The organism is Methylobacterium carpenticola (assembly GCF_042748905.1).
GTDB lineage: Bacteria > Pseudomonadota > Alphaproteobacteria > Rhizobiales > Beijerinckiaceae > Methylobacterium > Methylobacterium carpenticola.
The window spans coordinates 4834188-4861176 of record NZ_JBHZEO010000001.1 but is presented as its reverse complement, the minus strand read 5'-3'; the positions used below and the strand labels follow the sequence as shown (position 1 = coordinate 4861176).

Genomic DNA, 26989 nt, shown 5'->3' with positions numbered 1-26989 from the left:
GGGAACAGGGAGTTTGGTGGATGTCGAGCACGGTTGAACCCCCGTTCGGTATGGTTCCGGCAGGCACCGCGGAGGCCGGTATGCGGATCCGCCTCAGATCCGCGCAGCACCCCTCCGTCGCGACCGTCCTGATCGGTCAGAACGGCCTCTATCTGGATGGTTTGACCAGCATCCTCGAAGAGAACGGATATCTCGTCGTCGATTCGATCGGCAGCATCGCCGAGTTCGATCCGAGCCTGGAGCCGGAGCTGATCCTCCTGAGTGAGTGGGGATGGGACGAGAGCCCGCGCGAGGTGATCCCGCGGCTGCGCGGGCTGGCACCGAGGGCGCGCATCGCCATCCTGGCGGAGCCGTCCGATGCCACGACCCTGCGCGAGTGGCTGGCGATGGGTGTGCGGGCCTGCCTCGACGTCCTCACGCAGCCGGAAGCGCTGGTGAAGTCGCTGAACGTAGTCATGCAGGGCAACATCGTGATGCCCATGGGCGTGGTGCCGCATCTCGGCCGCTCCTGCGTGGCGAGCCCGAGCCACCGCCCGCCGGCGGCCCCGGACGCACCCCGCGGGCTCGCCGCCAACGAGACGCTCACGGACCGCGAGGTGGAGATTCTCGCCTATCTGGCGGCGGGCCTGTCGAACAAGCTGATCGCCCGCCGGCTGTCGATCGCCGAGGCGACGGTGAAGATCCACGTGAAGAGCATCCTTCGCAAGACCGGTCTCCAGAACCGCACGCAGGCGGCGATCTGGACCCATCGTCACGGCATCGCCCCCGCGCGCCTCGACGCCGCCCTGGACTGAGCCCGCCGCTTTCCGCGCGGCCGGACCTGATACGGTTTCCGGACGATCACTTTCGGAAACCGTATCACGAGCCCGCGCGGCGCCTGAGCGAGGCCGGTTTCCGCATCGCGAAGCGATCATTCGGAAACCGTATGAGAGACCTCCGCCGGGGCACCCGGCGGGGGGTTTCGTCGTGCCATGCGCCGGGACGCGGCAGCGCGGCCCGTGCCGGAGGCTTCGGGCGTCGGGATTGGATAAGCCTGATAGAGGGCTGGATCGAAAGTCTCCCCGACGATCGGCTGCTGGAAGAGCTGGGTGCAAGGACCGCGACATCGTCGTGGAGCAGAAACAAACCAGGGTATCCGCGAGCTGACGAGCCGGCGGCGTCCTTCCAGCATGATCGCGGCGAACCGAAGCGTCAGCTCCATCGGGCGCGGTCAAGCTACCTCGTCATGCTGATGGTGGTGAGCGATCTGCGCCTATCAGCAGGGAGCCTCCGGCCGGCCTTCGCCGGCACGCAGCCCGGACCGGCAGGCTGCCCGGACCGGTATGTCCAAGGCGCCCATCCTCCTGTGGATGAGTGTCCGGGGTGCTTCGAGGGCGCTACGCGCCACCTCGGCCCGCGGAGTGTGGCGCCACCCGGGATCGCTCAGCCCAGGACCGACATTAAGCCGACGGTCAAACCCATGCCGAGGCTCCGGCGATCGTCGATCGCCGGAGCCTCGGAAGGGGGCGGGATGATGGGCGCGCCTGGCCCGTCAGGCCGTCACCGCGTGCCGGTCAGCGCGCGCCGGTCAGCGCGCGCCCTTGGCCCCGAGCACGGCGGGAACCGTCGCCAGCAGGATGTAGAGGTCGAGCCAGATCGACCAGTTGCGGATGTAGTAGGTGTCCTGGCTCTCCTGAACCGCCAGGTCGCCGTCGCTGCGGGCCGAGATCTGCCACAGGCCGGTCAGGCCGGGCGGCACGCTGACGCGCAGGCGGCGGAAGCTGGGGTCGAAGCTGTCCAGGTGGTAGGACGGGAAGGGCCGCGGGCCGACGAGGCTCATGTCGCCGCACAGCACGTTCCAGAGCTGCGGCAGCTCGTCCAGGCTGCTGCGCCGCAGGAAATGCCCCACCCGCGGGAGCACGCGGGGATCGTCCGCGAGCTTGAAGAACCGCTGCCACTCCGCCCGGGCGGCCGGGCAGGTCTCGAGATGGTCGCGCAGGCGGTGCTCGGCATCGCGGTACATGGTGCGCAGCTTGAGCACGCGGATCGGGCGCCCGTTCCGGCCGACCCGGACCTGGGTGTAGAACGGGCTGCCCGGATCGGCGAGGGCGATCAGGCCGGCGAGCAGCAGGATGAGCGGCGCCAGCGCGAGGAGGCCGATGCCGGCGATCACCCCGTCGATCACCCGCTTGAGCAGCAGGTTGCGCGGCCGGTAGAGCTCGCGCCGGATCTCCAGGCCGACCGCGCCGCCGAGCGGATGCACCTGCAGCCACAGGTTCTGAAGATCCTCGATCCGCTGCGCGAGCAGGAGCCGGGCGGACGGTCCGGCCCCGCTGCGGATCCCGTCATGCTGCGCGAGATCCGCGCAGGAGGAGAACACGATCACCTCCGCGGAGGACAGGCTCGTCGCGTCGAGGGAATCGATGACCGGCAGCGGCTCGGAGCGCGGGGGCTCCGCGAGCCGGTCGGCGACGAAGCCGATGGGCCGCAGGCCGAGTTCGGGCTGGGCCAGCAGGGTGCCGGCGAGGGTCCGGCCCGCCTCGTCGCAGCCGACGATCAGCGTGGGGGCGCCCCAGGCGCCGGTGCGCATGAGGAGGCGCTGCACCGCCCATTCGCCGTAGAAGCCGAGGACGAGGATCAGCGCGGCGACGAGGAGAATCAGCCCGACTTGATGCGCCGCCAGGCCGGAGCCGACGAGCAGGCAGGCCATCGCGTAGAGGGCGACGCCGAGGGCGCGCAGCCGCAGCCGCTCCGGCGGGCTCGGGCCACCGCTGCCGTAGAGGCCGAGGGCGGCGAAGACGGGCAGGATGGCGAGCGTCGGCAGCGGGAGCGCGCCGGCCAGCGCGGTCCCGGCGGGCAGGCCGGCAAACCGCAGGAGGAAGCCGGCCGCGGCCGCCGCGACGACCGCGACCGCGGCGTCCCCGCTCATCAGCGAGACCGCCACGAGGCCCCGCCGCACGCGACGGGCGGGGCGGCGCTCGGCGTGGGTCGCCCGTCCGATCGTTGCGACGGAAGAGATGACCGTGTTGCCGTTGCGCATGATCAACCTCTCGAAGACCGCGGAGCGGGGGCCGGACCGTCGCCTTGCGGCCGTCCGGCGAGAACCCGCGACAAATCGGATGGCCGGTCAGGCTTGCGGCGGTTCGGCCGATCAAGCCTGCCGGGGGAGGGACCTGGCCCGGGCGATCCCGCCGCCCGGGCACCGGTTGCCCTCCGGCGTCAGTTGCCCTTGGCGAGCGGCCGCGGCGGCTGAGGCCCTGCTCCGCCTCCCGCCAGGGCCCGCCCGAGGAGCTGGCGGGTCGCGAGGATCAGGAACAGCGGCACGATCCGTCCGTAGCGCCCGGCGAGGCGCCGCGGCTCGGTGACGAGGCGATAGAACCATTCCAGTCCCGAGCGCTGCATCCAGCGCGGCGCCTGTCGCTTGGTCCCGGCCAGGAAGTCGAAGGCCGCGCCGACCCCGACCATCACGGGTGCGGCGACGCGCCCGCGATGGGAGGCCATCCAGGTTTCCTGCTTGGGCGTGCTCAGGCCCACCCAGACGAAGTCCGGCCGCGCGGCGTTGATCTCCGCGACGATCGCCGCATCCTCCTCGGGCGTCAGCGCCCGGAAGGGCGGGCAGTGGGTGCCCACCACCGTGAGCCCCGGAATCTCGGCGCAGAGGCGGTCGCGCAGCGCCTCGGCAACGCCGGGGGCACCGCCGTAGAAGTAGTGCCGGTAGCCCATCGCCGGGGACAGCCGCATCACCTCGCGCATCAGGTCGGGCCCGTAGACGCGGCTGATCGGGCCGAAGCCGAGCAGCCGCGACATCCAGACGAGGGGCATCCCGTCCGGGGTGACGAGGTCCGCCTCGGCGTGGATCGCCCGCAGCTGGGCATCGGTGCGGCACTCGATGACCCCGTGCACGCCGGTGATGCAGACGAAGTGCGGGCGCCGGCTCCGCACGAAGCTGTCGAGGGCGAGGACGGCGTCCGACAGGGTGATGACGCTCACCCCGACGCCGAGGACGGGAGCCCGCTCGCGCTCCCAGGGACGGGTCTCGGCGGCGGCCGTCATCGGGCACCCGCCTGCTGCGCGGCCTGGGCCCGCAGCATCTGCACCGTGGCGGTGTTGCGGGCGAGCTGCGCCTCGAAGTACGCGATGGTGCGGGTGAGCCCGGCATCGAGATCGACCCGCGGCGACCAGTGCAGCAGGTCGCGCGCCCGGGTGATGTCGGGGCAGCGCCGCCGCGGATCGTCCTGCGGCAGGGGGTGGCAGCTGATCGTCGAGCGCGAGTTGCAGAGGTCGACGATGCGCTCGGCGAGGGCCAGGACCGTCGTCTCGACCGGGTTGCCGAGATTGACCGCGCCGCCCGGCTCTTGGTCGAGGGCCATCAGGCGCATGAGCCCCTCGACGAGGTCGTCCACGTAGCAGAAGGAGCGCGTCTGCGAGCCGTCGCCGTAGATGGTGATGGGCTGGTGCGTCAGGGCCTGGATGATGAAGTTCGAGACGACGCGCCCGTCCTGCGGGTGCATGTGCGGGCCGTAGGTGTTGAAGATGCGCGCGATGCGCACCGACATCCGGTGCTGGCGCTGGTAGTCGTAGAACAGGGTCTCGGCGCAGCGCTTGCCCTCGTCGTAGCAGGCGCGCGGCCCCGCGATGTTGACGTGGCCGCAATAGCCCTCGGGCTGCGGATGCACGTCGGGATCGCCGTAGACCTCGCTCGTCGAGGCCTGGAGGATCCGGGCGCGCAGCCGCTTGGCGAGGCCGAGCATGTTGATCGCGCCCATGACGCTGGTCTTCGTCGTCTGGACCGGATCGCGCTGGTAGTGGATCGGCGAGGCCGGGCAGGCGAGATTGTAGATCTCGTCCACCTCGACGTAGAGCGGGAAGGTCACATCGTGACGCATCAGCTCGAAGGACGGGTTGGCGAGCAGGGCTTCGCAATTGGCCCGGGTGCCCGTGAAGAAGTTGTCGACGCAGAGAACCTCGTTCCCCTGCCGCAGCAGGCGTTCGCAGAGATGCGAGCCGATGAAGCCGGCACCGCCGGTCACGAGTATGCGCTTCATGTCGACGATCCTTCTGCCCGGGGCATGGCGGCCTGGAACCCGCGCCGGGCTGAGCCCGGCTCTCGCGGGAGGCGGGCCGCGCCAGCATCCATGGTCGAGTTGCTCATCAAGCATGGCGCCGTCCGACCGGACGCGACAACTGGCGCATTCGGTGGAGATTCTTCGGCGGGACGGTGATCCGCTGTAATACGCTTGGCCCGTCCCGGGTGTTCTGGGCCGAGAACTGTCCGTCCGCGGACTAACTCGAAGGAGCCTGTCCGCTCGACGGAAGGGTGATGCCGGAGCCTCGCCGCCCGCCGCTAGCATGCGCGGCAGTCGGGCGATCCGGATGGGCCCCGGCCTCCCTCGCGACGGTTCGAGAGCGACCCTGCCATGGTGATGACCCTGCCCGTTCCGACGGCGCGCGCAGCCCGCGCGGCGCTCCTGTTCGCCGGCCTGTGCGGGCTGCCCGCATCCGCGCCCGCGCAGGATTCCGCATACCGGCTGGCACCGGGAGACCGCGTCGCCCTCTCGGTCTACGGACAGACCGAGATGTCCGGAGACTACGCGGTCGGCACCGACGGCAACCTGTTCCTGCCGCTCATCGGCGAGGTGCCGGTCGCGGGCGTCACCCTGCGCGACGCCCAGAATCAGGTCGTCGCCCGCCTCGTGGACGGCTTCGTCCAGCAGCCGGTGGTGAGCCTGCGCATCATCGAGATGCGGCCGATCTACGTGCTCGGCGACGTGCGCCAGCCCGGGAGCTACGCATTCCGGCCTGGCCTCTCGGTCCTGAGCGGCATCGCGCTCGCGGGCGGCTTCGCGCGCCCCGAGCAGATCCAGATCAACCAGCAGACCGACTTCCTGCTCGCCGACGAGCGCGTCCGCGTGCTCGAAGCCACGCGGCGCCTCTACCGGATCCGGCGGGCGCGCCTGGAGGCGCAGCGCCGCAACGAGGAGAATTTCCGCCCGCCGGCCGAGGTCGAGGGCGATGCCGGCGCCGCGCCGATCCTGGCCGAGGAGCGCCAGATCCTCACGACCCAGCGCAGCGCCCTGCTCCAGTCCCTGGAGATGCTCCAGGCGCAGAAGCCGCGCATCGAGGCCGACATCGCCGGCGTGCAGGCCCAGCGCACCGCCGAGGAGACGCAGCTGCGGCTGATCCAGGCCCATATGGAGGATTACGAGAAGCTGATGGCGAACGGCCTCGCCCGCCGCTACCAGGGCATCGAGTTCCAGCGCGAGGAGGCCCGCAACAAGGGTACCATCGCGCGCCTCAACTCCGACCTCGCGCGGCTCGACCTGTCGCTCGGCGACCTCGCCCTGCGCCTGCAGGAGATGAAGGATTCCTATCAGCGGCGCATCCTGTCGGAGATGCAGGAGGCGACGACGCGGCTCAACGAGGCGGAGACGCAGCTCTCCAGCGCCCGCGAGATCCGGGCGGCCCGGCTGCAGGCCGCCGGCTCCCTGGCCGCGCCCGAGACCAACGAGGCGATCCGCCAGATCGTGATCACCCGCGTGCAGGACGGGCGCACCGAGACCATCACGGCCGAGGCCGGCACGTCCCTCCTGCCCGGCGACATCGTCGACGTGCGCCGTGAGACGCCGGCCTCCGGCCGCACCCGCGCCGCCCAGGCCGGCCCCGGGATCCGTTGAGATATGGGGTAGATCTTCTGGGGTTGTGTACGATTAATACCGAAGATGCATTTCAAATTTCCTGCAAAATCATGAGCATGACAGTGTGCGGGAGCCGACTGACGGCTCGGTATTCAGGCGGGAGACAAGCATGACCGAGATCAGGCCGCTCATCATGTGCGGAGGCAACGGGACGCGGCTGTGGCCTGTATCGCGCGCTTCGCTGCCCAAGCAGTTCGCCATCCTGGTCGGCAACCGGTCGACCTTCCAGCAGACGGTCCTGCGCTCCGTGGCGCTCGGGGCGACCCAGCGTCCCCTCGTGGTCACCAACACCCTGCACCGCTACCTCGTCGAGGAGCAGCTCGCCGAGATCGGCGTGCAGGCCGACATCCTGATCGAGCCCGAGCGGCGGGATTCCGGCCCCGCGATCCTGGCGGGCGCCTGCGAGATCGCCCGCGAGGATGCCGATACCCTCATCCTCGTCCTCGCCTCCGACCAGATGGTCCGGGACGAGACCGCCTTCCGCGACGCGGTGGTGGCCGGCATCGGCCCCGCCCTGTCCGATCACCTCGTGACCTTCGGGGTCACGCCCACCCATCCCGCCACCGCCTACGGCTACATCCGGCCCGGCGATGCGCTCGGGGAGGGCGCGTGGCGGGTGGCGCGCTTCGCCGAGAAGCCCGACGCGGCCCGGGCCGCCACCTATCTCCTCGACGGCTGCCTCTGGAACGCGGGCAATTTCCTGTTCCGGGCCGGCGCGCTGATCGGCGAGTACGAGCGCCACGACCCCCAGACCGTCGCGGCGGTGGGTGGCGCGGTGGCGCAGGCGCGGCGGGATATCGGCGTGGCCAGCCTGGAGCCCGAGAGCTTCGCGCGGGCCCGGCGCCAGACGATCGACTACGCGGTCTTCGAGCATACGGACCGGGCCGCCGTGGTGCCGATGTCCTGCGGCTGGTCCGACATCGGCAGCTGGGACGCGCTCTGGTCCCTCGGCGAGGCGGATGCCGACGCCAACGTGACGCGCGGCGCGGTGGAGATGCGCGACGCCCACGGCTGCTACGTGTCGAGCGACGGACCGCTGACCTCGGTGCTCGGCCTGTCGGACATCGTGGTGGTGGCGAGCACCGACTCGATCCTGGTGGCCGACCGCAGCCGGGCCGGCGAGGTGAAGGAGATCGTCGCCAGCCTCCAGGAGCACGGCCGGCCGCAGGCCGACACCCATCCGCGCGTGCACCGGCCCTGGGGCTGGTACGAGGTGATCGATTCCGGGAGCCGCTTCCAGGTCAAGCGGATCGTCGTGCGCCCGAGCGGCCGGCTCTCGCTCCAGAAGCACAGCTACCGGGCGGAGCACTGGGTCGTCGTCACCGGGCATGCCCGCGTCACCATCGGGGACGAGGTGCGGGAACTCGGGCCCAACCAGCACGCGCATATCCCCCTCGGAGCCGTCCACCGCCTGGAGAATTTCGGCAATACGCCGGTGGAGATCATCGAGGTGCAGCACGGCGAGTATCTCGGCGAGGACGACATCGTCCGCATCGAGGACATCTACGCCCGCGCGTGAGGCGGGTTGCGCCTCTCCGCCCGCCCGGGCCGCGACGGTTCCCCTTCGCCGGATGCGGCGCGGATCTCTCCTCTCCCCGCAAGCGGGGCGAGGCCCTGGGGATCGGACCGATCCCACCGCCCCTTGCCGGGGCGAAGGGAGCGGCGAAACCGCAGGTTCGCCGCGGGGGTGAGGGGCGCTTCCGGAGGAGCCACATCCGGCACCGCCCCCTCACCTTCGGCTGACGCCTCGCTCTGCCGACGACAAGGTCGCGTGGGATCTTCGATCCCCAGGCCCTCTCCCCGCAAGCGGGGCGAGGCAATGCTCACGACCCGCAGTGAATCCGCCAGCCCCGAACCCCGCCCGAGGAGGTCCCATGATCCGCGTTCTCTCCGCCATCGTGGTGCCTCCTCATCTCTCGGTCAGCGGGGGAGCCCGCGCCGGCGAAACCCTCAGCGCCGCGCTCGCCGGCAACTGCGCGATGACGGTGGCGAACATGATGGGGGCGTCCGACGCCCCCGAGGGCTGCCACCGGCTGCCGGTGCGCACGGGCCTGCCGCCGGGCCTGCCCTGGTCGCGCCTCGGGAACCGGCACCGCACGCCGTTCTACCGCTCGGACATTCCGCGGGCGATCCGGCCGGGCGCCTACGATCTCGTCCACATCCACAACCCGATGCCGGCCCTGGAGATGCGGCGGATCGCGCGGGCCTGCCGGGCCGCCGGCATCCCCTACGTGGTCTCGACGCACGGCTTCAACGAGATCGCCAACGGCGCCGAGATCTACGGCTTCGGCCCGGCGCAGCGCGCGGCCTGGCGGCTCCTCGTCCAGGGGCCGGTCTCCGACACCGTGCGGGGGGCCGACGCGATCCTGGCGCTGTCGCCGGCCGATTTCGGAATCATCCGCCGCATGGGCTTCGCGGGCGAGAGCATCGACCTCGTGCCGAACGGGGTGCGGCTACCCGCCGCGGGCCGTCCCGAGGAGGATCGGGCGATCTGGGAGCGGTTCGGGCTCGGCAGCCCGGAGCCCGGCGCTCCCCTCACCGCCCTGTTCCTCGCGAATCACACCCCGAACAAGGGCCTGCCCGTGCTGCTGCGCGGCGTGCTCGGCCTGAAGCAGCCCTTCACGCTCATCGTCGGCGGCGAGACCCGCCCCGAGATCGACTATGCGGGGGCCCTGGCGGCGGCTGGGCCCGGCCAGCGCATCGTCGTGACCGGACGCCTGTCCGATGCGGAGGTCGCGGCCCTGATGCGGCGCGCCGACCTCTTCGTCTTCCCGACCCTCGCCGACACGCTGCCGCTGGTGGTGTTCGAAGCCATGGCGCATGGGCGGCCGGTGCTCGCGTCGTCGGTCGGGGGCATCCCCCATCAGATCGACGAGACCTGCGGCCGGCTGGTCCACCCCGGCGACCCGGAGGCCTTGCGCGCGGCCATCGTCGATCTCGCCGCCGATCCCGACCGCCTCGCCCGGATGGGTGCGCGCGCGCGGGAGCGGGTTGCGGCCGGCTTCACCTGGGAGGCAGCCGCCGAGAAGGCGCTGCGCGCCTACCGGCGCGTCCTGTCCGCCCGAGAGATCGACCGCAGGTTCGCTGCGGCGCCGGCGCCCGTGCGCGCCGTTAGCGAAGGGAGGGAATCGTGGCGCATTCCGGGATGATCGGGCCGCCCAGCGGACGCGACGACGAGGCCGCGGCGCCAGCGGAGCAGGGCTGATGGCCGGCTGGTCCTCGCCGCTCCAGGAGCCCGCGGTGCAGAACCGCCTGCTGCGGGCGCTGCCCGCCGAGAGCTTCGACCGGATCCGTCCGCTCTTCGAGGAGGTCGAGCTGGAAGCCGGCCAGCGGATCGTGACCGCCAACGAGCCGATCAGCCACGTCTATTTCCCCGAGAGCGGACTGGTGTCCGTGATCTTCAACGTCGGCGGGCGCGGCGTCCTCGACACGCTCGTGGTGGGGCGCGAGGGGATGGTGAGCACCGCCTCGGTGCTCGGGGTCGAGTGTGCGCCCCACGACGTCCAAGTGCGGGTATCCGGCACCGCCCTGCGGATCGGGGCCGGCGCATTGCACCGCCTTCTCGTTCAGAGCAGCATTCTGCACGAGATCCTGATGCGCTACGTCGAGGTCGTGCTGATCTGGAGTTGCCAGGCCGCCCTCGTCTGCCGCCGCAACAAGCTCGACGAGCGCCTCGCCCTGTGGCTGCTCCAGGCCCTCGACCGGCTCTCCGGCAGCGAGATCGCCATGACCCACGAGGCGCTCGCCCTGATGCTGGGCACGCACCGGCCCGGCATCACCGCGGCCCTGCACGGCCTCGAGCGGATGGAGGCGCTCGCCACCAGCCGCGGGCGGATCACGGTGCTCGACCGCGAGAAGCTCGTGCTCGTCGCGGGGGAAGCCTACGGCACCGCCGAGAGCGAGTACCGGCGTCTCATCGGCCCCTTCGGCTGACCCCGCCGCGGGCGGGAGAGCGGCCGCCGCGGGATGCGGCGGCCGCTTCGTTGTCGGCATCAGCTGCCGAACCGGTGACCGGCCCGGCAGCGACGATGCAGGGACGGGCGCGCCGGCGGAACCGCGTCGCAATTCCGCCGAACCGACGTCAGGCCCAGTTGAAGGTGTTGTGCCAGGCGGCCATCGGCGTCTGGCCGGTGACCTCCGTGGCGCTGAACGTGCCGCCGAAGGTCCCGTTCTCCCAGGCTTCGCCGTACACGATGTTCTGCGGGGCGCCGGGGTTCTGGTAGGACGCGTTGGTGACCGTCGTGTCGTTGGCGAGACCGAAGATCAGCCCGTTGGACATCGGCTGCCCGCGGCCCTGGTCGGTCGCGAAATTGTCGAACGAGCGCACGTGGTCGAAGGTGTTGCCGCTGCCGTAATCGGCGAAGCCACCGTTGCCCATGTGCATGACGTCGACGTTCTGCACCAGCCCGCCGGTCGAGTTCTCGAAGATCACGCCCTGGCCGCTCGGCGAGTTGTTCCCGTCGATGAGGCCGTTCTTGATCGTGACGTTGTTGCTGTCGCCGACGTTGATGTTGTCCTCGACCCAGGAGGTCGCGGCGTCGTTGTGGACGTAGAAGTTCTCCAGGCTGCTGTTGCCGGAGCGGTTGAACTGCACCAGCTGGCCGCGCGGATAGGGCCCGCGCATGTCGTAGCCCTCGATCCCGGTCAGGATGGCGTTGGGCGAATCCTGCAGGTAGATGCCCGTCGAGGCGTCGTGGATCGTGACGGCGCTGACCTGCGCCCCCGGGCTCTGGTAGAGCGCGATGCCGTTGTGCTCCGTGCTGCGCTCGGCGCCGCTCGCCGGAGCCCCGGCGTCGAAGATCTCCACGTGATCGATCTTCAGGCCGTCCGCGTTCAGGGCCGAGATGCCGCTGCCCTCGCCGCTGGTGCCCGCGCCGTTGTAGTGGATGCGGACGTTGCTGATGGTGACGTTGTCGGCGTCGTCGAGCGTGATGCCCTCGCCGTCGCTGACGTAGATATCGAGATCCTTGATCACGTCACCGGACTTCGCGACCACCGTGCCGTCGTGGCGGGTGAGCGTGGTGGGCGTCGTGGTCGTGGGCGCGCCGGCCGCAGGGGCGGTCGTCGGCGGGACGGCCGGCGTGCTCGCGACCGGATCGGTGGAATCGTCCACGGGTGCCGTGGTGACCGGATCGCTCACGGGCGGGGTCACGACCGGCTCGGGCGCGGTGGCGACCGGCGTGGTCGGGGACGGCGTGCCCGTCGTGGGCTCGGTGGTGTCCGACGGCGTCGTCGGAGCGGTGGTGACGGGATCCGGAGTTGCAGCGGTCGGGTCGGTGGGGTCTGACGCTGCGGGAAGGCTCGAATCCGAACCGGCCTGATCGGTGTCGGTCGAAGACGGCGAGCGCCGCTTCATCTGCCACCAGGATCCAGTGTGGGCGACGGTGTCGTGACGAGACGTGAACCGCATCGTATCTCCTGTCGTTGTTGCTGCCCGGCCGTAGGGCCGCAGGCGTCCGTCCCGCTCGCTTCATGCGACCGGGTTCTGGTCCGTGCAGGCGCACGGATTTCCGAGCGACCGCGCCCTCCGCGGGCGGCGTCGCGTCGAAATCGGATCGGTTGTGCAGCCACCAGCCCGGTTGGTTGGGGCTGGCTGCGAATGTACTCACAAGTACATATTCAGGGTTTCGTACGTGTGAGTACGGTTATCCGAGGCGTAAAATTAATTTTTGATATTTCGTTAGGGTTAAGCTCAAATCCGAAATTAGGGCGATAGTGTGGCGTGGAAACGAATACGAAAGGTTGACTTGGCTGATCTGGTCGGGCAGCCGCGCGTGAGGAGCGCGCGCGGCGGCGGGCCGGATTCAGGCCCGTTTGGAATGCCGCAAGAGGGGTGGGCGGCGGGCGATTCGGTCGTAGCCCGCATGCCAGATAGCGCTGTCCCCGATGGTCATGTCACGACTTTCCCGTGTGCGATGCAGGAGAGGACGGACCACCATGAAGACTGTTCTGGTTACCGGTGCCGGCGGATTCATCGGCCACCACCTCGTCAACTTTCTGGTCGACCGCGGCTATTGGGTTCGGGCGGTCGACATCAAGTATCCTCAGTTCGAGGAGACGAAGGCGCACGAGTTCGTGCAGTGCGACCTGCGCCTCCACGACGCCTGCCAGGCGGTCACCCGCGGAATGGAGGAGGTCTATCACCTCGCCGCGGATATGGGCGGCATCGGCTTCATCAGCGGGTCCCACGCCGAGATCACGCTCAACAACACGCTGATCAGCGCCCACATGGCCAAGGCTGCCCACGACAACACGGTCGGCCGCTTCCTGTTCTCATCCTCGGCCTGCATCTATCCCACGAACCTGCAGACCTCGCCGGACGTGACGCCGCTGCGCGAGGACATGGCCTGGCCGGCTCTTCCGGAGGAAGGCTACGGGCTCGAGAAGATCTACATGGAGAAGCTCTGCCAATACATGACGGAGGACTGGAACATCCCGACCCGGGTGGTGCGGTTCCACAACGTCTACGGTCCGCTCGGCACCTATGACGGCGGCCGCGAGAAGGCGCCGGCCGCGATCAGCCGCAAGGTCGCGCTCTGCCCGGATGGCGGCGAGATCGAGGTCTGGGGCGACGGGCTGCAGACCCGCTCGTTCATGTATATCGACGATTGCGTCGAGGGATTGTTTCGCCTGATGCAGTCCGATTACAGCGCGCCGCTCAATCTCGGCACCGACGAGATGATCAGCATCAACGAACTGGTCGACGTCGCCGCCGAGATCGCCGGCAAGCAGGTGAGCAAGCGGCACGACCGCTCGAAGCCGCAGGGCGTGCGCGGCCGCAACAGCGACAACGCCCTGATCCGGCAGGTGCTGGGCTGGGAGCCCCGCACCACGATCCGCGAGGGCCTCGTCCCGACCTACCGCTGGATCGCCGCCGAGCTCGAGCGGTCGCGCGGCAGCGGCGTCCTGGCCGCGGCCGAGTGAGCCTGCGCTCCTCGCATCGTCACCGGCGGCACGCTCCGGCGTGCCGCCCCTTTCTCCCGCCTGACGGATCCCGACGCCCCATGCTCCGCAACGCGACGCTCGACATCCGCCATCTCGTCTTCGAGGAGGCCGAGGATTCCCGGACGAACGGGATCCATCACGTCGCCAGCAAGCTCGCCCGGGAGCAGCTGCGGATGGGCCACAGGGTCCGGATCGTCCTGCTGCACGAGAGCGGGGAGGGGCTCGACCTGAGGCAATGGGCTGCGCCGGTCCAGCCGCTGCGCCTGTCGGGCCACCGGCTGTTCGGCCGCCTCGTCCATCCCGCCTCGGGGGTGATCGACGGGGTGCTCGACGGTGCCGGCCCGACCACGGTCGTCCACATCCATGGCGGCCGGCGGCCGATCCTGCCCCTGACCGGCCGCGACCTCGTGCGCCGCGGCGTGCGCTACGTCGTCACCATTCACGGGCGCTACGCCCACGTCTTCGACGAGGACCTGCGGGCGGTGCGCCCCGCGGCCTCCCTGTATCTGTCGGTCTTCGAGCGGCGGTTCCTGGAGAACGCGGCCTTCGTGCACGCCCTCACCGAGCACGAGGCCGCGACGGTCCGGCGGATCGCCCCCCGGGCGCGGATCGAGATCGTCGAGAATGCGAGCTATTCGAGCGCCTTCGACGCGCAGCCGCTCTGGCCGGAGCGCGAGCGCCCCTCCGCGGGCTATCCGACCTTCGGCTTCTGCGGCCGCTACGCCGTCTGGCACAAGGGGCTCGACCTCCTGGTGGAGGGCTTCGCCCGCCACCACGCGGCGGGCGGCGCCGGGCGCCTCGCCCTCGCCGGCATGGGGCGGGACGGCAACGAGGGCGACACGCTGCGCGCGCTCGCCGAGCGCGAGGGGGTCTCGGCCCAGGTGTCGGTGGGCGGCCCCGCCTTCGGAGAGGACAAGATCCGGGCCCTACGGAGCTGGGACTACTTCGTCCAGTCCTCGCGCTTCGACGGGCAGCCGATCGGTGCCATGGAGGCGGCGCTGAACGGTCTCCCGCTGATCGTGTCGCGGGCGACGGGGCTCGGCGCCGCGGTGGAGCGCTACGGCGCCGGCTTCGTGGTCGGCGACCTCTCCGGCGCCGGCGTCGCCGAGGCGCTCGGGGCCGCCGCGCGGGTGCCGCCGGAGGGCTGGGCGCGCCTCTCGCGCTCCGCCCACCGGATGGCCCTGGAGATCGGCGACTGGACGCGCTCGGCCCGCCGTCTGGAGGATCTCTACGCCGTCCCGGCCATGGGCCTGCAGCCGGCGTTCTGAGCGGCCGCGGCGAGGCTCCGGCCCGCGCAATACGTTCCCTTCGGTCGTCGCGAGCTTTCGATCCACTTCACCGGCCCGGTGACGGCGGATCGGCTTGCGATGTTTTTTGCTTCGGAGATTTTACTTTAATTGGCAGATTAACGAATGGCCTGCCCCCTGTGCCCCCAGTCGAACGTTTTGCGACAAACTGGCGATCTGCCGGATTACAACCGGATATTAACGATGATGGTGGATCGAGAAGGGGTACTGTCTCTGGGGTGATCATGTTCAAGAAACGTCAGGATTCCGATGGGCTGCTCGAGCTTCTCGGAGCCTCCGCGGGCGTCGGGCTGTGGGACGCGGTCCTCCACGACGGAGACCCCGCGCATCCCAAGAGCCGCTGGACATGGAGCGCCGAGTTCCGCCGCCTCGTCGGCCACGCCTCGAAGGCGGATTACCCCGATACGATGGAATCCTGGTCGGGCACGCTGCATCCGGATGATGCCGGCGCCACCTTCGAGGCCTTCGGCAAGGCGCTCAAGGATCCGAAGCGCAAGGGCCATTACGACGTCAAGTATCGCCTGCGGATGCCCACCGGATCGTACCGGTGGTTCCGGGCGATGGGCGGCGTATCCTTCAACGCGCAAGGCATCGCGGTGCGCACCTGCGGCTCCCTGGTGGACATCCACGCCGAGGTCGAGGCGCTGCAGGCCAGCGAGGCGCGCTCGCAGCAGCTCGAGGGCCTGATCGCCTCCTTCGACACCGCCAGCTCCACCACGCTGGCCAGCCTGTCGAGCGCCACGCGGGAGATGGAGGCGATGGCCCGCACCATGTCCGACCTCGCCGGCCAGTCGACGCGGCGCACCAGCGAGGTCGCGGCCGCGGCGGCCCAGGCCTCGACCAATGTCGGCATCGTGGCGGCGGCGTCCGAGCAGCTCGGCGCCTCGGTCTCCGAGATCGGGCACCAGGTCGACGGCTCGGCCAAGCTCGCCCGGACGGCGGTCGACGAGGCCGAGGAAACCGCCGCCCTGATGACGGAGCTGAGCGCGGCGGCCTCGAAGATCGGCACCGTCGTGGCGCTGATCTCCTCCATCGCGAGCCAGACCAACCTGCTCGCGCTCAACGCGACGATCGAGGCGGCGCGGGCCGGCGAGGCGGGCCGGGGCTTCGCGGTGGTGGCCGCCGAGGTGAAGGAGCTCGCCACCCAGACCGCCAAGGCCACCGACGAGATCTCCGGCCAGATCGGCCAGATCCAGTCGGCGACGGACCGGGCGGTGTCGGCGATCGGCACGATCTCGGCGCGGATCCGCGAGATCAACGGCGCGGCGGCGGCGATCGCGGCGGCGGCGGACGAGCAGCAGGCCGCCACGCAGGAGATCGTGCGCAACATCACCCAGGCGGCCACCGGCACCGACGAGGTGACGCACACCATCGCCGGGATCGCGTCGGCCGCGCAGGAGAGCGGCCACGCGGCGGGTCAGGTCCTCTCCGCCGCCTCCGCGCTCACGGAGCAGTCCAAGCGGCTCGGCGGCGAGGTCACGCATTTCCTCACCACGATCCGGGCGGCCTGAGCCCTGCGACCCTGCTCCAGAGCATTGTCCGACGAAGCGGATCCCGGTTCGTCGCAGACAAGGCGGTGACATCAAAAACCGAGAGCAGCGCCCGATCGCACCGTGATCGGGCGCTGCTCTGGGCCTCCGATTGATACGGTTTCCGAAAGTGATCTTCCGGAAACCGTATCACGAGCCCGCGCGGCGCCTGAGCGAGGCCGGTTTCCGCATCGCGAAGCGATCATCCGGAAACCGTATGACAAGGCCTCCCGGGCGAGCGCTCGCCCGGGAGGCCGGATTCGCTGAGGCGTGCGCGGAGCAAGGCTCCGCGCCGCGCGGGCCGGTGATCCGGTCGTGATCGTCCGGACACCGTGTCAATCCTCGGCGATGAGCCGGCCGAGCAGGCGCCACGCCAGCACGACCCGGACGATCCCGGCGATGCAGAGGGCGATGCAGGCACCGACGAGGCCGAGGCCCGCCACCAGGGGCACGGCTGCCACGAGGGTCGCGGCCGTGCCGACCGCGTTGATGATCAGCGCCAGCCGGGCCGCCTCGACCCCGTGGAAGTACGAGCAGATCATGTCGGTGACGTAGGCCGTGAGGGCCCACAGGGCGAGGAGCCGCACCGGGGTAGCGAGGGCCCGGTAGGGCGACTCGGCGCCGTAGACGAGGCTCAGCAGGAGGTCCGGGGCGAGGGCCAGGGCGAGGAAGAACACGAGGGCGACCGGGGCCCCGGCGAGGGCGATGGGCCGTGCCGCGCGCCACGCCTGCGCCTTGCCTCGGCCATGGGCGCGCGCCGCCGTCTGCGGGATGATGTTGCACAGCCCGATCACCAGCGGGTTCATCAGGTTCACGAGATTCAGGCCCGCCTGCAGGAAGGCGGCGATGCCCGCCCCGGCCAGCGCCGCGAGCCCCCAGAGCAGGAGCTGGATGCGCAGGATCGCCAGCAGGTTGTTGGCGAGCGACCAGCCGCCCAGGGCCCAGAAGTCCCGGGCGGTGGCCCGCAGGGAGCGCCGCACCCGCACGGGCGCCAGCGCCCCCGACAGGATGGCTTGGTGGATCGCCGCGATGCCGGAGGTCGCCGCCATCGCGAGGAGCGCGCTCGCCAGCGACAGCCGGCCGGTCTGGGCGAGGGCCACCACCACCGCGACCTGCCCGAGATAGCTCACCACGTCCCCCGGGACGGCCGCGGCGAAGCGGAACTGCGCGAAGAGCAGCCGCCGGAGCGCCTCCTGCACCTGCCAGAGGATGAAATAGGCCGAGGCCGGGAGGATGAGGTCGGGGCGCCCGACGAGGGCGAGGCCGAGGGCGACGGCGAGGAGCGCCGGCAGCAGCAGCACGGCGAGGAGGAGGAGGCCCGCCGGGACGAGGCCGTCGTGCCGGGACGCGGTGGTGCCGCCCTCCGCGGCGATGCGGATCGAGAGCGGATAGAACACCAGCGACGAGGTGACCATGTGGAGGGTCATCAGCCCGCCGAGGAGCAGGGCGAAGGCCCCGTACTCGCCCGGGTCGAGGACCCGGGCGAGGGTGACGGTGAGCGCGAAGGTGCCGACGCTCGCGATGCCCTGATCGACGAGCGGCCAGCCCAGCCGCCCCGCCTGCGCGAGGGCGGCCCTGGCCCGGTGCCGGAGGCCGCCGCTCGCGGCGGCCCCGGGCCCCAGGAGATCCGTTCCGGAGACCGGCTCAGCGGGCATCGGCGATCCCGGGTGCGATCGGCGCGGGCGGCGGCTCGGAGGGGCCGGCGGCGCGCTGGGCCGCCCGCCGCAGGTCGGCGAAGGCCCATTCGAGGTAGGGACGCGTCGCCTGCATGCCGGCCGCGAAGCTGTGGCGCGGAGCGTAGCCGAGCAGGCGCTGCGCCTTGCCGATCTCCGCCGCTCCCTTGGTGAGGTAGAGGGCGGTCTTCTGCGGATCGGGCACGAAGACCTCGCCGAAGACCCGGCCGCCGGTGCCGAAATAGTAGCGGTCGACGAGGGCCCGCAGGGGCTTGGGCATGGCGTCGAGCCCCGCCTGGAGCACCTGCCGCGCCGGCTGCCAGCGCACGATGATCTGCATGATGCGCTTGGGGTTGCGCGCCACGAGCTTGATGTCGCGCATCAGCCCGTGATTGGCGCGCCCCACCTGGTCGAGCGGCCAGAAGGCCGGCTGGCGCACCCCGAGCGCCCGGGCGAATTCGCCGTAGAAGGTCGCCCAGGTGACGTCGTCCGGCCCCGACAGGATGAAGCGCTCGCCGATCGCCTCCTGGCGCGTGGCGGCGAGCAGCATCCCGTCGACGAGGTCGTCGATGAAGACCGCGCTGCACACGCCCTCGCCCTTGCTCGGCAGCACGACCTCGCCGGTGATCAGCATCTCGGCCGGGGCGTTCGTCCACGGCTTGCAGAACGGGCCGTACACGATGGTGGGCTGCACCACGGTGGCGGCGAGGCCCCGCTCGCGGGCGGCGGTGAGCACCTCGGTCTCCATGGCGAGCTTGTCGCGCACGTAGATCCAGGAGGGATCGCCGTTGCGGGTCTCCTCGGTGAGCGGCCCGTCCGGGAAGGGCTCGTAGACCGAGAAGGTGCTCACGTAGACGAGCCGCTTCACGCTCTGCGCCGAGCAGGCCTGCACGATGTTGCGGGTGCCGTCGAGGTTCTGCTTGCGCGAGCGCGGATCGTAGGCGCAGTGGAAGACCACCTCCGCGCCCTTGAGCCCCGCCTCGACCTGCGTCGCATCGGCGAGATCCGTGCGCAGGAGCCGCACCGGCAGCCGCGCGAGGCGGGTGGAGGTGCCGATCTCGCGGATGAGACAGGTGACGTCGGCCCCCGCCCGCACCAGCCGCTCGACGAGGCGGCCGCCGATGAAGCCGCTCGCCCCGGTCACCGCCACCCGGGTGCCCGGGCCGATCGCGCCGACGGGCGTGGCGGACACCGCGTCCCACGGCCGCTCGAGGGGCTGGCGCATGGCGTAGCAGCTCTCGATCCAGCGCACCGAGCGCAGGCCCGCCACCGCCGGCAGCGAGGGCCGGTCCGGCCCGCGCACGCTGGCGAGGAAGTCCCGCATCTCGCCGTCGAACAGGGCCGGGAAGAGCTGCGGCTTCATGGTGGCGGGCGTCACGCCCTCGTGCTCGAAGGCGAGGACGGATTCGGAGCCCGCCAGCACCTCGTTGCGGTAGAGGGCCACCTCGACGAAGCCGTCCGTGCCCTCGATGCGCGCCGTATTGCTGAGCTCCCGGGTGCGGCTCAGCTCGAGTCGGCCGCGGCCGCCGCCGGGCAGCGCGAAATCGAGGATGCAGTCGGCCTCGACGCCGCCCTCGCCGTCATCCTGATAGGCGATCGGGGTGAAGTCGCCGAGCCAGTATCCCAGGAGGTCGAGGGTGTGGGCGCCCGTGTCCATCAGCACGCCGCCGCCCGAGAGATCGCGCCGCAGGAGCGCGTCGGAACTCGTCGCCCAGTTGAACACGAAGCCCTCGCGGGCCTCGACCCGGCGGATCGTGCCGAGCCGCCCCGAGGCGATCAGCGCCTTCGTCCAGCGGGCGATGGTCAGGTAGCGCCGCAGGAGGCCGACCGTGAGGACGCGCTTCTGCGCCTCGGCGGCGGCGATCATCGCGGTGCCCTGCGCGCTCGTGGTGGCGAGCGGCTTCTCCATGAAGACGTGCTTGCCCGCCTCCAGGAGCGCGAGGCCGAGGGGGCCGTGCGTGGTGTGCGGGGTCGCCACCACCGCGGCGTCGAAGCGGTCGGCGACCTCCCGCCAGTCGGACGCGATGACGACGGCGGAGCGCTTGCGCCCCGTGCGGCCGGCGAGCAGGGCGAGGCGCGCGGGCGAGCGGTCGATCAGCACCTCCGGCGCCCAGCCCTGGCGGCGCAGCGCGGGGAGCAGGTGATGCTCGACCACGGCACCGCAGCCGATGATGGCGAGGCGGGGCGTATCGGATGGGGAACGCTGAGGCATGGAAGTGGGGCCTTTCAGGTCTTTGGAGGGTCCGAGGCGGGGAGGGGGGTCAGGGCGCCGCCGCGGCGGCGATGCCGGGAAGCGGGGCCGCGCGCGGAAGGGGGACGGGCTCGGCGTCGAGCCGGTACTTCGTGGTGAGATGCGTCGAGAGGTCGGGCCGCTCCCAGAGATCGGCGAGGGCCGCGTCGATCGACCAGGCCGGCTCCCAGCCGAACCGCGCCTTGATGCGCCCGATATCCGCGGCGAGGACCGGCCGGTCGACCGCGCGGATGCGGGCCGGGTCCGAGGCCACCGCGAAGTCGAGCCCGGAGATGCGCCGCAGCCGCCCAAGCACCTCCTCGACCGAGTAGGCGTGGGAGGTGCCGAGATTGACGGTGACGCAGTCGCCCGGAGCGACCTCGCCCGCGAGCGCCGCCGCCCGGAAACCGCGGGCCGCGTCCTCGACATGGATGTAGTCGCGCTTCGGCGTCAGGTTGCCGAGCGCGATGCGGCTGTACCCGGCTTTCAGCTGGGCCACGATCTCGGGCATCAGGTGCGGGTTGGTCTCGCCCGGCCCGATCACGTTGAAGAGGCGCACCACCACCGCCGGGAAGCCGCGCAGGGCCGCCATGTAGCGGACGTAGTGCTCCCCGTGCAGCTTGGTGAAGCCGTAGATGTCGCTCGGCTCGACGATGGATTCGACCTCGCCGTGCGGACGCTCGTCCGCCTTGTAGACGGCGCCGCTGCTCGCGAAGACGAAGCGGCAGCCGGGCGGGCAGGCCGTGAGCAGGTTGACGGTGCCCGCGACGTTGACCCGCGCGGCCAGACCCGGATCCTGCTCGCATTCCGGGATGTAGTGGATCGCCGCCAGGTGGACGATCGCTTCGGGGCGGAAGGCGGCGATCGCGGCGCCGACCTCGTCCGGGTCGTTGATGTCCCCGAGCACCACCTTCAGGCGGGAGAGTTCCTCGCCCGTGAAGCGCAGGGCGCCGTAGCGCAGGGTGTCGAGCACGCAGACCTCGTGCTCCGTGCTGAGAAGGCGCGACAGCGGCCGGCCGACGAACCCGTTCCCGCCGATCACCATGATCCTCATTGGAAGCCTCTCCTTGTGCGATCCCGTGCGGGGTTCGGGGGGCGGCGCCTCAGGCGGCGCCGGCATCCGGGGTGGGCGACGGCGTCATGACGAAGCCGGCGGGCCGCTCCTCGGCGGGTTGGGCGATGGCGGGCCGCTCCTCGGGCGCCCGGATCGCCGGCGGCATGCCGGCGCTGCGGCCCCGGCCGCTGCGGGGCGGCGCCGCGCAGGTCTCGAAGAAGGGCCGGTAGGCGGTGTAGTGGGCGCACTGGTCGGCGAAGCGCTCGTGCCGGTGCTCGTCGAGATCCACCTGCGTGAGCACGAGGCCGCGGATCCGGATCGAGAGATCCTGAAGCCGCTGCAGGGTCGCCAGGACCGTGCGGCGGGGCGTCCGGTTCCAGCGCACGGCCAGGATCACCGCGTCCGACAGGCGCGCCAGGGGGGCGACGTCCACCACCAGCATCGCGGGCGGGGCCTCGATCAGCACCACGTCGAAGCTCTCGCGGGCGGCTGCCAGGAAGGTCTCGAAGGCCTCGCCGAGGAGGTGGTCGCCCCCGTCCGGGCCGGTGCCGGTCCGCAGCAGCCCGACCGGCCGGTCGCGCAGGCTGTCGAGGAAGTCCCGATGGTCGCCGGCGAGCACGCTCTCGAGCGTGGGTCCGTCCGGCTCGCCCGCCCGCGTTCCCGCCGTGTCGATGACGAGGGTGCGGGTGCCGCGCCCGGCGAGGAGCTTGGCGAGCGCCATGCAGAGGAGCGACTTGCCTTCCCGCGGCACGCAGGAGGTGACGAGCAGCACCTGGGGGGCGACCGGCGCGTGCGGCCAGCCGAGGGAAGCCGCCACCAGCCGGACCGATTCGTCGAACATCCGCACCGCCGCGGCGTCCGAATGCGTGGTGATCGCCGGGATCATGCTGAGGCAGCGGGTGCCGGTCTCCTCCGCCATCACGCCGCCCGAGCGGAAGCCCGTGTCCCGCCGCTCGATCAGGAGCGCCAGGGCGGCGCTGGCCACGGCCGAGCCGAGCACGGCGAGGCCGAAGATCAGCGGGCGGTTCGGCCCGGAGGGTGAGGGCACCGACCGGGCCCGCATGACGACCTGCACGTTCGAGGTGGTCATGCCGGCGAGCGCCAGGGCCTGGGCGTGGCTGTCGCTGAGCAGCTTGAGCCGGTCGCGGATCGCCGTCGCGCTGGCCTGGAGGCTGCGCAGCTTCGCCTCGCGGCCCATGGCGTCGATCACCGAGGCCTTGAGGGAATCGACCCGTCCGGCGAGGAGGGCCTCGTCCGCCGCGGCGCTGCGCACCTCGCTCTGCAGGTTGCCGATGGTGCGGTCGATCTCCTGGCGCAGCCGCTGCTCGGCATCGGTCAGGGCCGCCTGGGCCTGGAGGTAGCGGGGATGGCGCGGGCCGGTCGTGCTCAGCGCCGCGAGGTCGCGCTTGGCGGTCTCGACGCTGTCGAGGAGGCGCTGGATCACCGGGGCGCCGGTGAGGTCCTGCGCCGAGGGCACGCCGCCGGCCGCGAAGATCTCCTGGGCCCGGGTCAGCCGCGCCTCGGCGGCGAGCCGGCTCTGGCCCGCGGCCACGAGCTGGGTCTGGACGTCGCGCAGTTCCTGCTGCGGCAGGTTCCCGCCCGAGGCGCTCTCGACGAAATTCGTCTCCTGCCGGTACTGCTCGATGGCGGTCTCGGCCTGTCGCAGCTCCACGCCCGTGGCGCGGATCCGGCTCTCCAGCCAGGCGCTGGCGCGCTCGGCCTCGGCCACCGCCATTTCGAGGCGGTTGCCCTGGTAGGCGGCGACGAAGGCGTTGGCGAGGTCGGCCGCCTTGTCGGGGCTGGTGGCCGTGTAGGCGACCGAGATCAGGTAGGCCCGCGAATCGTTGGTCACCGTCAGGCCGCGGGCGATCTGGCCGGCGATCCGCTCGGCCTCGACCGACCCCGCATCCGCCGCCGCGTCCGCATGCACGCCGAAGACGTCCTGGATGCCGGCGACGAGCCGCGACACCAGGCCGGGATGGCGCGCATAGGCCGGATCGTCCTGCAGGTGGAGGTCGTCCACCACGCGCCGGGCGACCGAGCGCGACTTGATCACCCGCGCCTCGCTCTCGACGAGGGCGCCGGCATCGAGGTTCGCGGCGGGCTGCGCGGCCTGGCCGGGCTGTCCGCCCTGGAGGGCCGGCGGACGGGCGAGATCGACCTGGATCATCGCCTCGGCCGTGTAGCGGTCCCGCAGGACGAAGCAGGCGGCGAGCGCGAGGACCGACGCGACGGCGATGACGCCGCCGATCATCCGGCGATGGCGCCACAGCGCCGTCAGAGCACCGAGGCTCTGGTTCTCGTAATGCTGCCGTAGGTTGAGGCCCGAGCCCGCCTTCGGCTGCTGATCCGGAACACAGTTCATTCCGTCCTCGCGCTCGTGCCGCACCGATGCGGCCTCGCGCGGCGAGGGTCGCGTCGGGATCGGGCATGTGGGATGGGCGGCCTCGGGATTGGCCGCCCGGCACATGGATCTGACCGCGACAGGCGGATCGTTGGAACGGGCTAACAGGGATTACCCCGATTGGGCCGTCCTTCGCCGTACCGAGCCCAAAGACGAAAACGGCCGCGCGGACGATCGTCCGCGCGGCCGGATCGGGCCTTCATGGTTCAACCGATGCGTGCTTGACCCGGACGCGCCGCCGGGCCGCGCGGGCATGGGCCGAGACGGGGAAGCCGGGCAGGATCGCCTCGCGCGACCCCGCCTGAGCGCGGGGCCTTCAGCGCGGGATCTCGGGCCGCATCAGGGCCGCCGCGTGCATCTCGGGCGAGGCGACGGCGCCCACCTGGGGCATCATCGGCAGGCCGCCATCGGTCAGCGAACCGTCGAAGCCGGCATCCTCGTCCGCCATCGCGCCGGGTTCGGAACCAAGGCGGTTCTTCATGCCCCAGATGGCGGCTTGGGTGCGGTTCTGCACGCGCATCTTGCGGAGGATCGCCTTGACGTGTCCCTTGACCCGGCCGACCGGGATGGCGAGCTGCTGGGCGATGTCGCGGTTCGATTCGCCGCGGACCAGGCAGGCGATGATCTTCACCTCGCGGGCCGACGGGCGGAAGGACTGCGTCGCGGCGGCCGGATCGTTGCAGGCGGCCGGGGCCTGGGCCGGGGCCGCCGGCTCCTCCTCCGCGGTCTCCGTCGCGGCCTGCGGCAGGCAGGGCACCACCCGGTGGCCCATGAGCGCCAGCTCGGCGGCCTGGATCAGCGTGTTCACCCCGGTCGCCTGGGTGAGGATCGCTGCGGCGCCCGTCTCGAGCATCGGAACGATCTGCGCCTCATTGGAGGTCGCGCACAGGCAGACGAGGACGCTGTGCGGGAATTGCGTGCGGGCCGCGCGCACTTCGTCGAGGCTCAGCTCAGTCTTGGGTTGTGCGCACAGGATCACGATGGCGGGGGTTTCCGGGGCGCCGCCGGGCCGCGCGGCCTCGCCGAGCCGGTTCTCGGTGGCGATCACGTTGAAGCCCTTCGGGACGAGGAGGCGCTTCAACCCTTCGCGCAACAGCTCCGTCCCTCCAACGATCACCGTCCCCAATCTTTCGTGGTGCGCCTGATGGCGCGGATCGAGACTGCCCTGCTGCCCATTCGTCATGATCGCACTCGATGCTTGAGCGCCCTGCGGCGGGATAAGAGTACGCTGGCGTACGAATATGGACTATTTTGTACACGTTCCGACAGTTGCTGCATTGATCAATATTAACCTGTCGCCTCTTTTGGTGCGTTATCACACCTGTCGGTTGTTGCTATATTTTGGAAGGTCATCGTATACTACTTGTGATTGATTTTCAGTATTCTATACGGAGAGATCGGATACCGCCCCCGGGTAAGCGCGGCGGTGATGCTGGGCCTCTGCCTCCAGGTCCTGACACTGTGTGGGGCATGGAGATCTGAATTGGTTTGGTTATTGTTTGGTTTCGTCGCAGTTCTATCGCTGCATGCTGGATCGAAGGCGATGGATGTCCGAATTCTGTTCGGCCGATGAGGCGAATCGAATGATCCGACCGGGGTTCTCTGTTCTGCGCGCGGTCTTCGGGTGCGCGGATCTCGTCTCGACCGAAGGGGTGCGACACTGACGTCATGCGGAGGATCATCCGGCGTGACTGCCAATTGCACCCGAGGATTGTCTCCGGATCTTCGGATCGGTCGCGAGATCTCGCGACGAGTCATCCGCAACCGAGGCGGCTGCCCGGCGGTTGCAGCGTCACTTGCTCGACCCTGCGGAGATCGCCGTTGCGCAGGGGGCGCCGGCCTTCCGGGCCGCCGGGAAGGCCGGCGCGCGGGACCTGCCCGCAACCTCGGGATGAGGGCGGGAGCGGATCGACGGGAGGCGGGGCGACGGGACGCTCAGACGGCGTCCGGGGGCGTCCAGCAGGGAAGCGCGGTCGCGGAGGGGATCGCCAGATAATGCGGCGAGAAGCCCGCGAAGGCTTTGAGGCGCGGAACGTCCGGAATGTCCACGCGCCGGCTGCGCCAGTCGAGCAGCTTCTTGCGCGAGAGCAGTTTCAGCACGCGGTTCGCATGCACGGGCGAGATCCCGATCATGTCGGCCAAGTCGGCCTGCGTGATGTCGAGATCGAAGCCGTTGCCGTCCGCGAGGCCGATCGCCTGCAGGCGCACCAACAACTCGCAGAAGATGTGGGCCATCTGCTTGTCGGAGCCGCGCCCCGTGTTGCACAGCCATTCCTGCATCATGTTCATCTTGAGCAGGGTATGGCAGCGCAGCGCCTCGACGACCTTGGGGTTGCCCTCGGCCAGATGGAGGCTCGACCACGGCGAGACCCGGTGGATCGAGCAGGCGGTCAGCGTTCCGATGGCGTATCCGAGCTGCCGGATGTCCGGCAGATGGCCGCAGCAGAATTCCCGCGGCAGGATGAGCGAGAGGATCCGGCGCGAGCCGTCCGGCAGCAGCCGGTAGAGGCACGCGATGCCCTCGTTGAGGACGACGATGCTCTCGGTGCCGCAGATCTCGGAGATGTCGGTGCGAGCGGGAATCGACAGGGGACGCGGCGCGGCGGACGCGGGGGCGTAGGACCATCCGTTGGGAGCCTGGCTGCGCGCGGCCGGCCGTCTGGAGAGGCAATGGTACATCTCTCAACTCCGCAACTGGGCATCACCTGAACGGGTCGTGGGCGGTGGCGAGCATGAGGGGGATCCCGCGCGGAGGGGCCGTATCCGATGATCATCGCGCATGACGGCGGGCGGCTTCGGCGAGGGTGAGGTCCGGCGGGAACGGCTCCGGTGCGGGGCCGCTTCGAGTCCGGATCGAGGATGGCGGGAGGTCGAGTCGATCGCGACGGCAGATCCGGACCCGGCGACGATCCGGACGGCGGAGCTGCTGAGAACTCTTGCTGCACGACGTTCGACATCAGCAGAGTGCCAATATCGTTCCGTCACGCGCATGCCGGTCGGATCATCCTCTCCTCCGCATGTGCCTGCGAGTTTCTTGGGATCAGCTCGCTCGGGCGCATTCATGCACATTCATGACCGTGATTTGTCGGCACCACAAAATATGTTAATGTTCCACCATATAACCGTTACGCCGGTATACGCCCGGGATTATGCCGGTCTTGGTCCGCCGGCGG

The 26989-nt window shown here is 70.7% G+C and carries 18 protein-coding genes; 8 read left to right on the top strand and 10 right to left on the bottom strand.

All coding sequences use genetic code 11. The features are described from left to right. Positions 1 to 80: 80 nt before the first annotated feature. Positions 81 to 794: a LuxR C-terminal-related transcriptional regulator gene (locus ACE101_RS22465; protein WP_379134313.1), complete on the top strand. Its 714-nt coding sequence runs from the start codon at positions 81 to 83 to the stop codon at positions 792 to 794. Positions 795 to 1567: 773 nt separating this feature from the next. On the opposite strand, the gene ACE101_RS22460 is transcribed toward ACE101_RS22465, so the two are convergent. From ACE101_RS22460 to ACE101_RS22450, 3 genes are all read right to left on the bottom strand, one after another. Continuing rightward, entirely contained in the window at positions 1568 to 3019 is a 1452-nt protein-coding gene (locus ACE101_RS22460) for an exopolysaccharide biosynthesis polyprenyl glycosylphosphotransferase (RefSeq protein ID WP_379134310.1), read from the bottom strand. Positions 3020 to 3198: 179 nt separating this feature from the next. Then, the gene (locus ACE101_RS22455; RefSeq protein WP_379134307.1) at positions 3199 to 4032 is read right to left on the bottom strand and encodes a WecB/TagA/CpsF family glycosyltransferase; all 834 of its coding nucleotides are present in this window, start codon (positions 4030 to 4032) and stop codon (positions 3199 to 3201) included. Next, complete coding sequence (locus ACE101_RS22450) at positions 4029 to 5024, bottom strand: UDP-glucuronic acid decarboxylase family protein (RefSeq protein ID WP_379134304.1); 996 nt, start codon at positions 5022 to 5024, stop codon at positions 4029 to 4031. The genes ACE101_RS22455 and ACE101_RS22450 overlap by 4 nt, the downstream gene beginning before the upstream one ends. Positions 5025 to 5396: 372 nt before the next feature. On the opposite strand from ACE101_RS22450, the gene ACE101_RS22445 reads away from it, so the two are divergent. The 4 genes from ACE101_RS22445 (at position 5397) to ACE101_RS22430 (ending at position 10607) form a co-directional block, all read left to right on the top strand. Further along, the gene (locus ACE101_RS22445; RefSeq protein ID WP_379134301.1) at positions 5397 to 6653 is read left to right on the top strand and encodes a polysaccharide biosynthesis/export family protein; all 1257 of its coding nucleotides are present in this window, start codon (positions 5397 to 5399) and stop codon (positions 6651 to 6653) included. Between the two features lie 130 nt (positions 6654 to 6783). Continuing rightward, entirely contained in the window at positions 6784 to 8193 is a 1410-nt protein-coding gene (locus tag ACE101_RS22440; RefSeq protein ID WP_379134300.1) for a mannose-1-phosphate guanylyltransferase/mannose-6-phosphate isomerase, read from the top strand. 355 nt (positions 8194 to 8548) lie between these two features. Next, positions 8549 to 9823 (top strand): glycosyltransferase family 4 protein, encoded by a 1275-nt coding sequence (locus tag ACE101_RS22435; protein WP_379134299.1) that lies wholly within the window; start codon positions 8549 to 8551, stop codon positions 9821 to 9823. A 55-nt stretch (positions 9824 to 9878) separates the two neighbouring features. Beyond that, on the top strand, positions 9879 to 10607 hold the full coding sequence (locus ACE101_RS22430; protein WP_379134297.1) for a Crp/Fnr family transcriptional regulator: 729 nt from the start codon (positions 9879 to 9881) through the stop codon (positions 10605 to 10607). A gap of 148 nt (positions 10608 to 10755) precedes the next feature. Here the strand turns inward: ACE101_RS22430 and ACE101_RS22425 are convergent, their stop codons facing one another. Continuing rightward, positions 10756 to 12084, bottom strand: a complete 1329-nt coding sequence (locus tag ACE101_RS22425) for a right-handed parallel beta-helix repeat-containing protein (protein WP_379134294.1) — start codon at positions 12082 to 12084, stop codon at positions 10756 to 10758. A 527-nt stretch (positions 12085 to 12611) separates the two neighbouring features. On the opposite strand from ACE101_RS22425, the gene ACE101_RS22420 reads away from it, so the two are divergent. The 3 genes from ACE101_RS22420 to ACE101_RS22410 all read left to right on the top strand — a co-directional run bounded on the left by ACE101_RS22420 (position 12612) and on the right by ACE101_RS22410 (position 16437). After that, on the top strand, positions 12612 to 13598 hold the full coding sequence (locus tag ACE101_RS22420; protein ID WP_379134292.1) for an NAD-dependent epimerase/dehydratase family protein: 987 nt from the start codon (positions 12612 to 12614) through the stop codon (positions 13596 to 13598). A gap of 80 nt (positions 13599 to 13678) precedes the next feature. Then, positions 13679 to 14887, top strand: coding sequence for a glycosyltransferase (locus tag ACE101_RS22415; RefSeq protein WP_379134289.1), 1209 nt, complete (start codon positions 13679 to 13681; stop codon positions 14885 to 14887). A gap of 263 nt (positions 14888 to 15150) precedes the next feature. Continuing rightward, complete coding sequence (locus ACE101_RS22410; protein ID WP_379134287.1) at positions 15151 to 16437, top strand: methyl-accepting chemotaxis protein; 1287 nt, start codon at positions 15151 to 15153, stop codon at positions 16435 to 16437. Between the two features lie 353 nt (positions 16438 to 16790). Here the strand turns inward: ACE101_RS22410 and ACE101_RS22405 are convergent, their stop codons facing one another. The 6 genes from ACE101_RS22405 to ACE101_RS22380 all read right to left on the bottom strand — a co-directional run bounded on the left by ACE101_RS22405 (position 16791) and on the right by ACE101_RS22380 (position 26495). After that, positions 16791 to 18110, bottom strand: a complete 1320-nt coding sequence (locus ACE101_RS22405; protein ID WP_379134284.1) for an MATE family efflux transporter — start codon at positions 18108 to 18110, stop codon at positions 16791 to 16793. Continuing rightward, entirely contained in the window at positions 18100 to 20340 is a 2241-nt protein-coding gene (locus ACE101_RS22400) for an NAD-dependent epimerase/dehydratase family protein (RefSeq protein ID WP_379134281.1), read from the bottom strand. Before ACE101_RS22400 ends, ACE101_RS22405 begins: the two co-directional genes overlap by 11 nt. 49 nt (positions 20341 to 20389) lie before the next feature. Beyond that, positions 20390 to 21412 carry an NAD-dependent epimerase/dehydratase family protein gene (locus ACE101_RS22395; protein ID WP_379134278.1) on the bottom strand — a complete coding sequence of 341 codons (1023 nt, stop codon included), beginning with the start codon at positions 21410 to 21412 and terminating at the stop codon, positions 20390 to 20392. Between the two features lie 49 nt (positions 21413 to 21461). Then, on the bottom strand, positions 21462 to 23777 hold the full coding sequence (locus ACE101_RS22390) for a GumC family protein (RefSeq protein ID WP_379134276.1): 2316 nt from the start codon (positions 23775 to 23777) through the stop codon (positions 21462 to 21464). A 355-nt stretch (positions 23778 to 24132) separates the two neighbouring features. Beyond that, on the bottom strand, positions 24133 to 24909 hold the full coding sequence (locus ACE101_RS22385; protein WP_379134274.1) for a response regulator transcription factor: 777 nt from the start codon (positions 24907 to 24909) through the stop codon (positions 24133 to 24135). An 842-nt stretch (positions 24910 to 25751) separates the two neighbouring features. Then, a complete protein-coding gene (locus tag ACE101_RS22380; RefSeq protein ID WP_379134271.1) occupies positions 25752 to 26495 on the bottom strand; it encodes a Crp/Fnr family transcriptional regulator in 744 nt (247 codons plus the stop codon). Positions 26496 to 26989: the final 494 nt, after the last annotated feature.

Excerpts from the sequence above, each read along its gene's own strand:
- ACE101_RS22465 (WP_379134313.1), top strand. The coding sequence starts at position 81 with ATGCGGATCCGCCTCAGATCCGCGCAGCACCCCTCCGTCGCGACCGTC.
- ACE101_RS22460 (WP_379134310.1), bottom strand. The coding sequence starts at position 3,019 with ATGCGCAACGGCAACACGGTCATCTCTTCCGTCGCAACGATCGGACGG.
- ACE101_RS22455 (WP_379134307.1), bottom strand. The coding sequence starts at position 4,032 with ATGACGGCCGCCGCCGAGACCCGTCCCTGGGAGCGCGAGCGGGCTCCC.
- ACE101_RS22450 (WP_379134304.1), bottom strand. The coding sequence starts at position 5,024 with ATGAAGCGCATACTCGTGACCGGCGGTGCCGGCTTCATCGGCTCGCAT.
- ACE101_RS22445 (WP_379134301.1), top strand. The coding sequence starts at position 5,397 with ATGGTGATGACCCTGCCCGTTCCGACGGCGCGCGCAGCCCGCGCGGCG.
- ACE101_RS22440 (WP_379134300.1), top strand. The coding sequence starts at position 6,784 with ATGACCGAGATCAGGCCGCTCATCATGTGCGGAGGCAACGGGACGCGG.
- ACE101_RS22435 (WP_379134299.1), top strand. The coding sequence starts at position 8,549 with ATGATCCGCGTTCTCTCCGCCATCGTGGTGCCTCCTCATCTCTCGGTC.
- ACE101_RS22430 (WP_379134297.1), top strand. The coding sequence starts at position 9,879 with ATGGCCGGCTGGTCCTCGCCGCTCCAGGAGCCCGCGGTGCAGAACCGC.
- ACE101_RS22425 (WP_379134294.1), bottom strand. The coding sequence starts at position 12,084 with ATGCGGTTCACGTCTCGTCACGACACCGTCGCCCACACTGGATCCTGG.
- ACE101_RS22420 (WP_379134292.1), top strand. The coding sequence starts at position 12,612 with ATGAAGACTGTTCTGGTTACCGGTGCCGGCGGATTCATCGGCCACCAC.
- ACE101_RS22415 (WP_379134289.1), top strand. The coding sequence starts at position 13,679 with ATGCTCCGCAACGCGACGCTCGACATCCGCCATCTCGTCTTCGAGGAG.
- ACE101_RS22410 (WP_379134287.1), top strand. The coding sequence starts at position 15,151 with ATGTTCAAGAAACGTCAGGATTCCGATGGGCTGCTCGAGCTTCTCGGA.
- ACE101_RS22405 (WP_379134284.1), bottom strand. The coding sequence starts at position 18,110 with ATGCCCGCTGAGCCGGTCTCCGGAACGGATCTCCTGGGGCCCGGGGCC.
- ACE101_RS22400 (WP_379134281.1), bottom strand. The coding sequence starts at position 20,340 with ATGCCTCAGCGTTCCCCATCCGATACGCCCCGCCTCGCCATCATCGGC.
- ACE101_RS22395 (WP_379134278.1), bottom strand. The coding sequence starts at position 21,412 with ATGAGGATCATGGTGATCGGCGGGAACGGGTTCGTCGGCCGGCCGCTG.
- ACE101_RS22390 (WP_379134276.1), bottom strand. The coding sequence starts at position 23,777 with ATGAACTGTGTTCCGGATCAGCAGCCGAAGGCGGGCTCGGGCCTCAAC.
- ACE101_RS22380 (WP_379134271.1), bottom strand. The coding sequence starts at position 26,495 with ATGTACCATTGCCTCTCCAGACGGCCGGCCGCGCGCAGCCAGGCTCCC.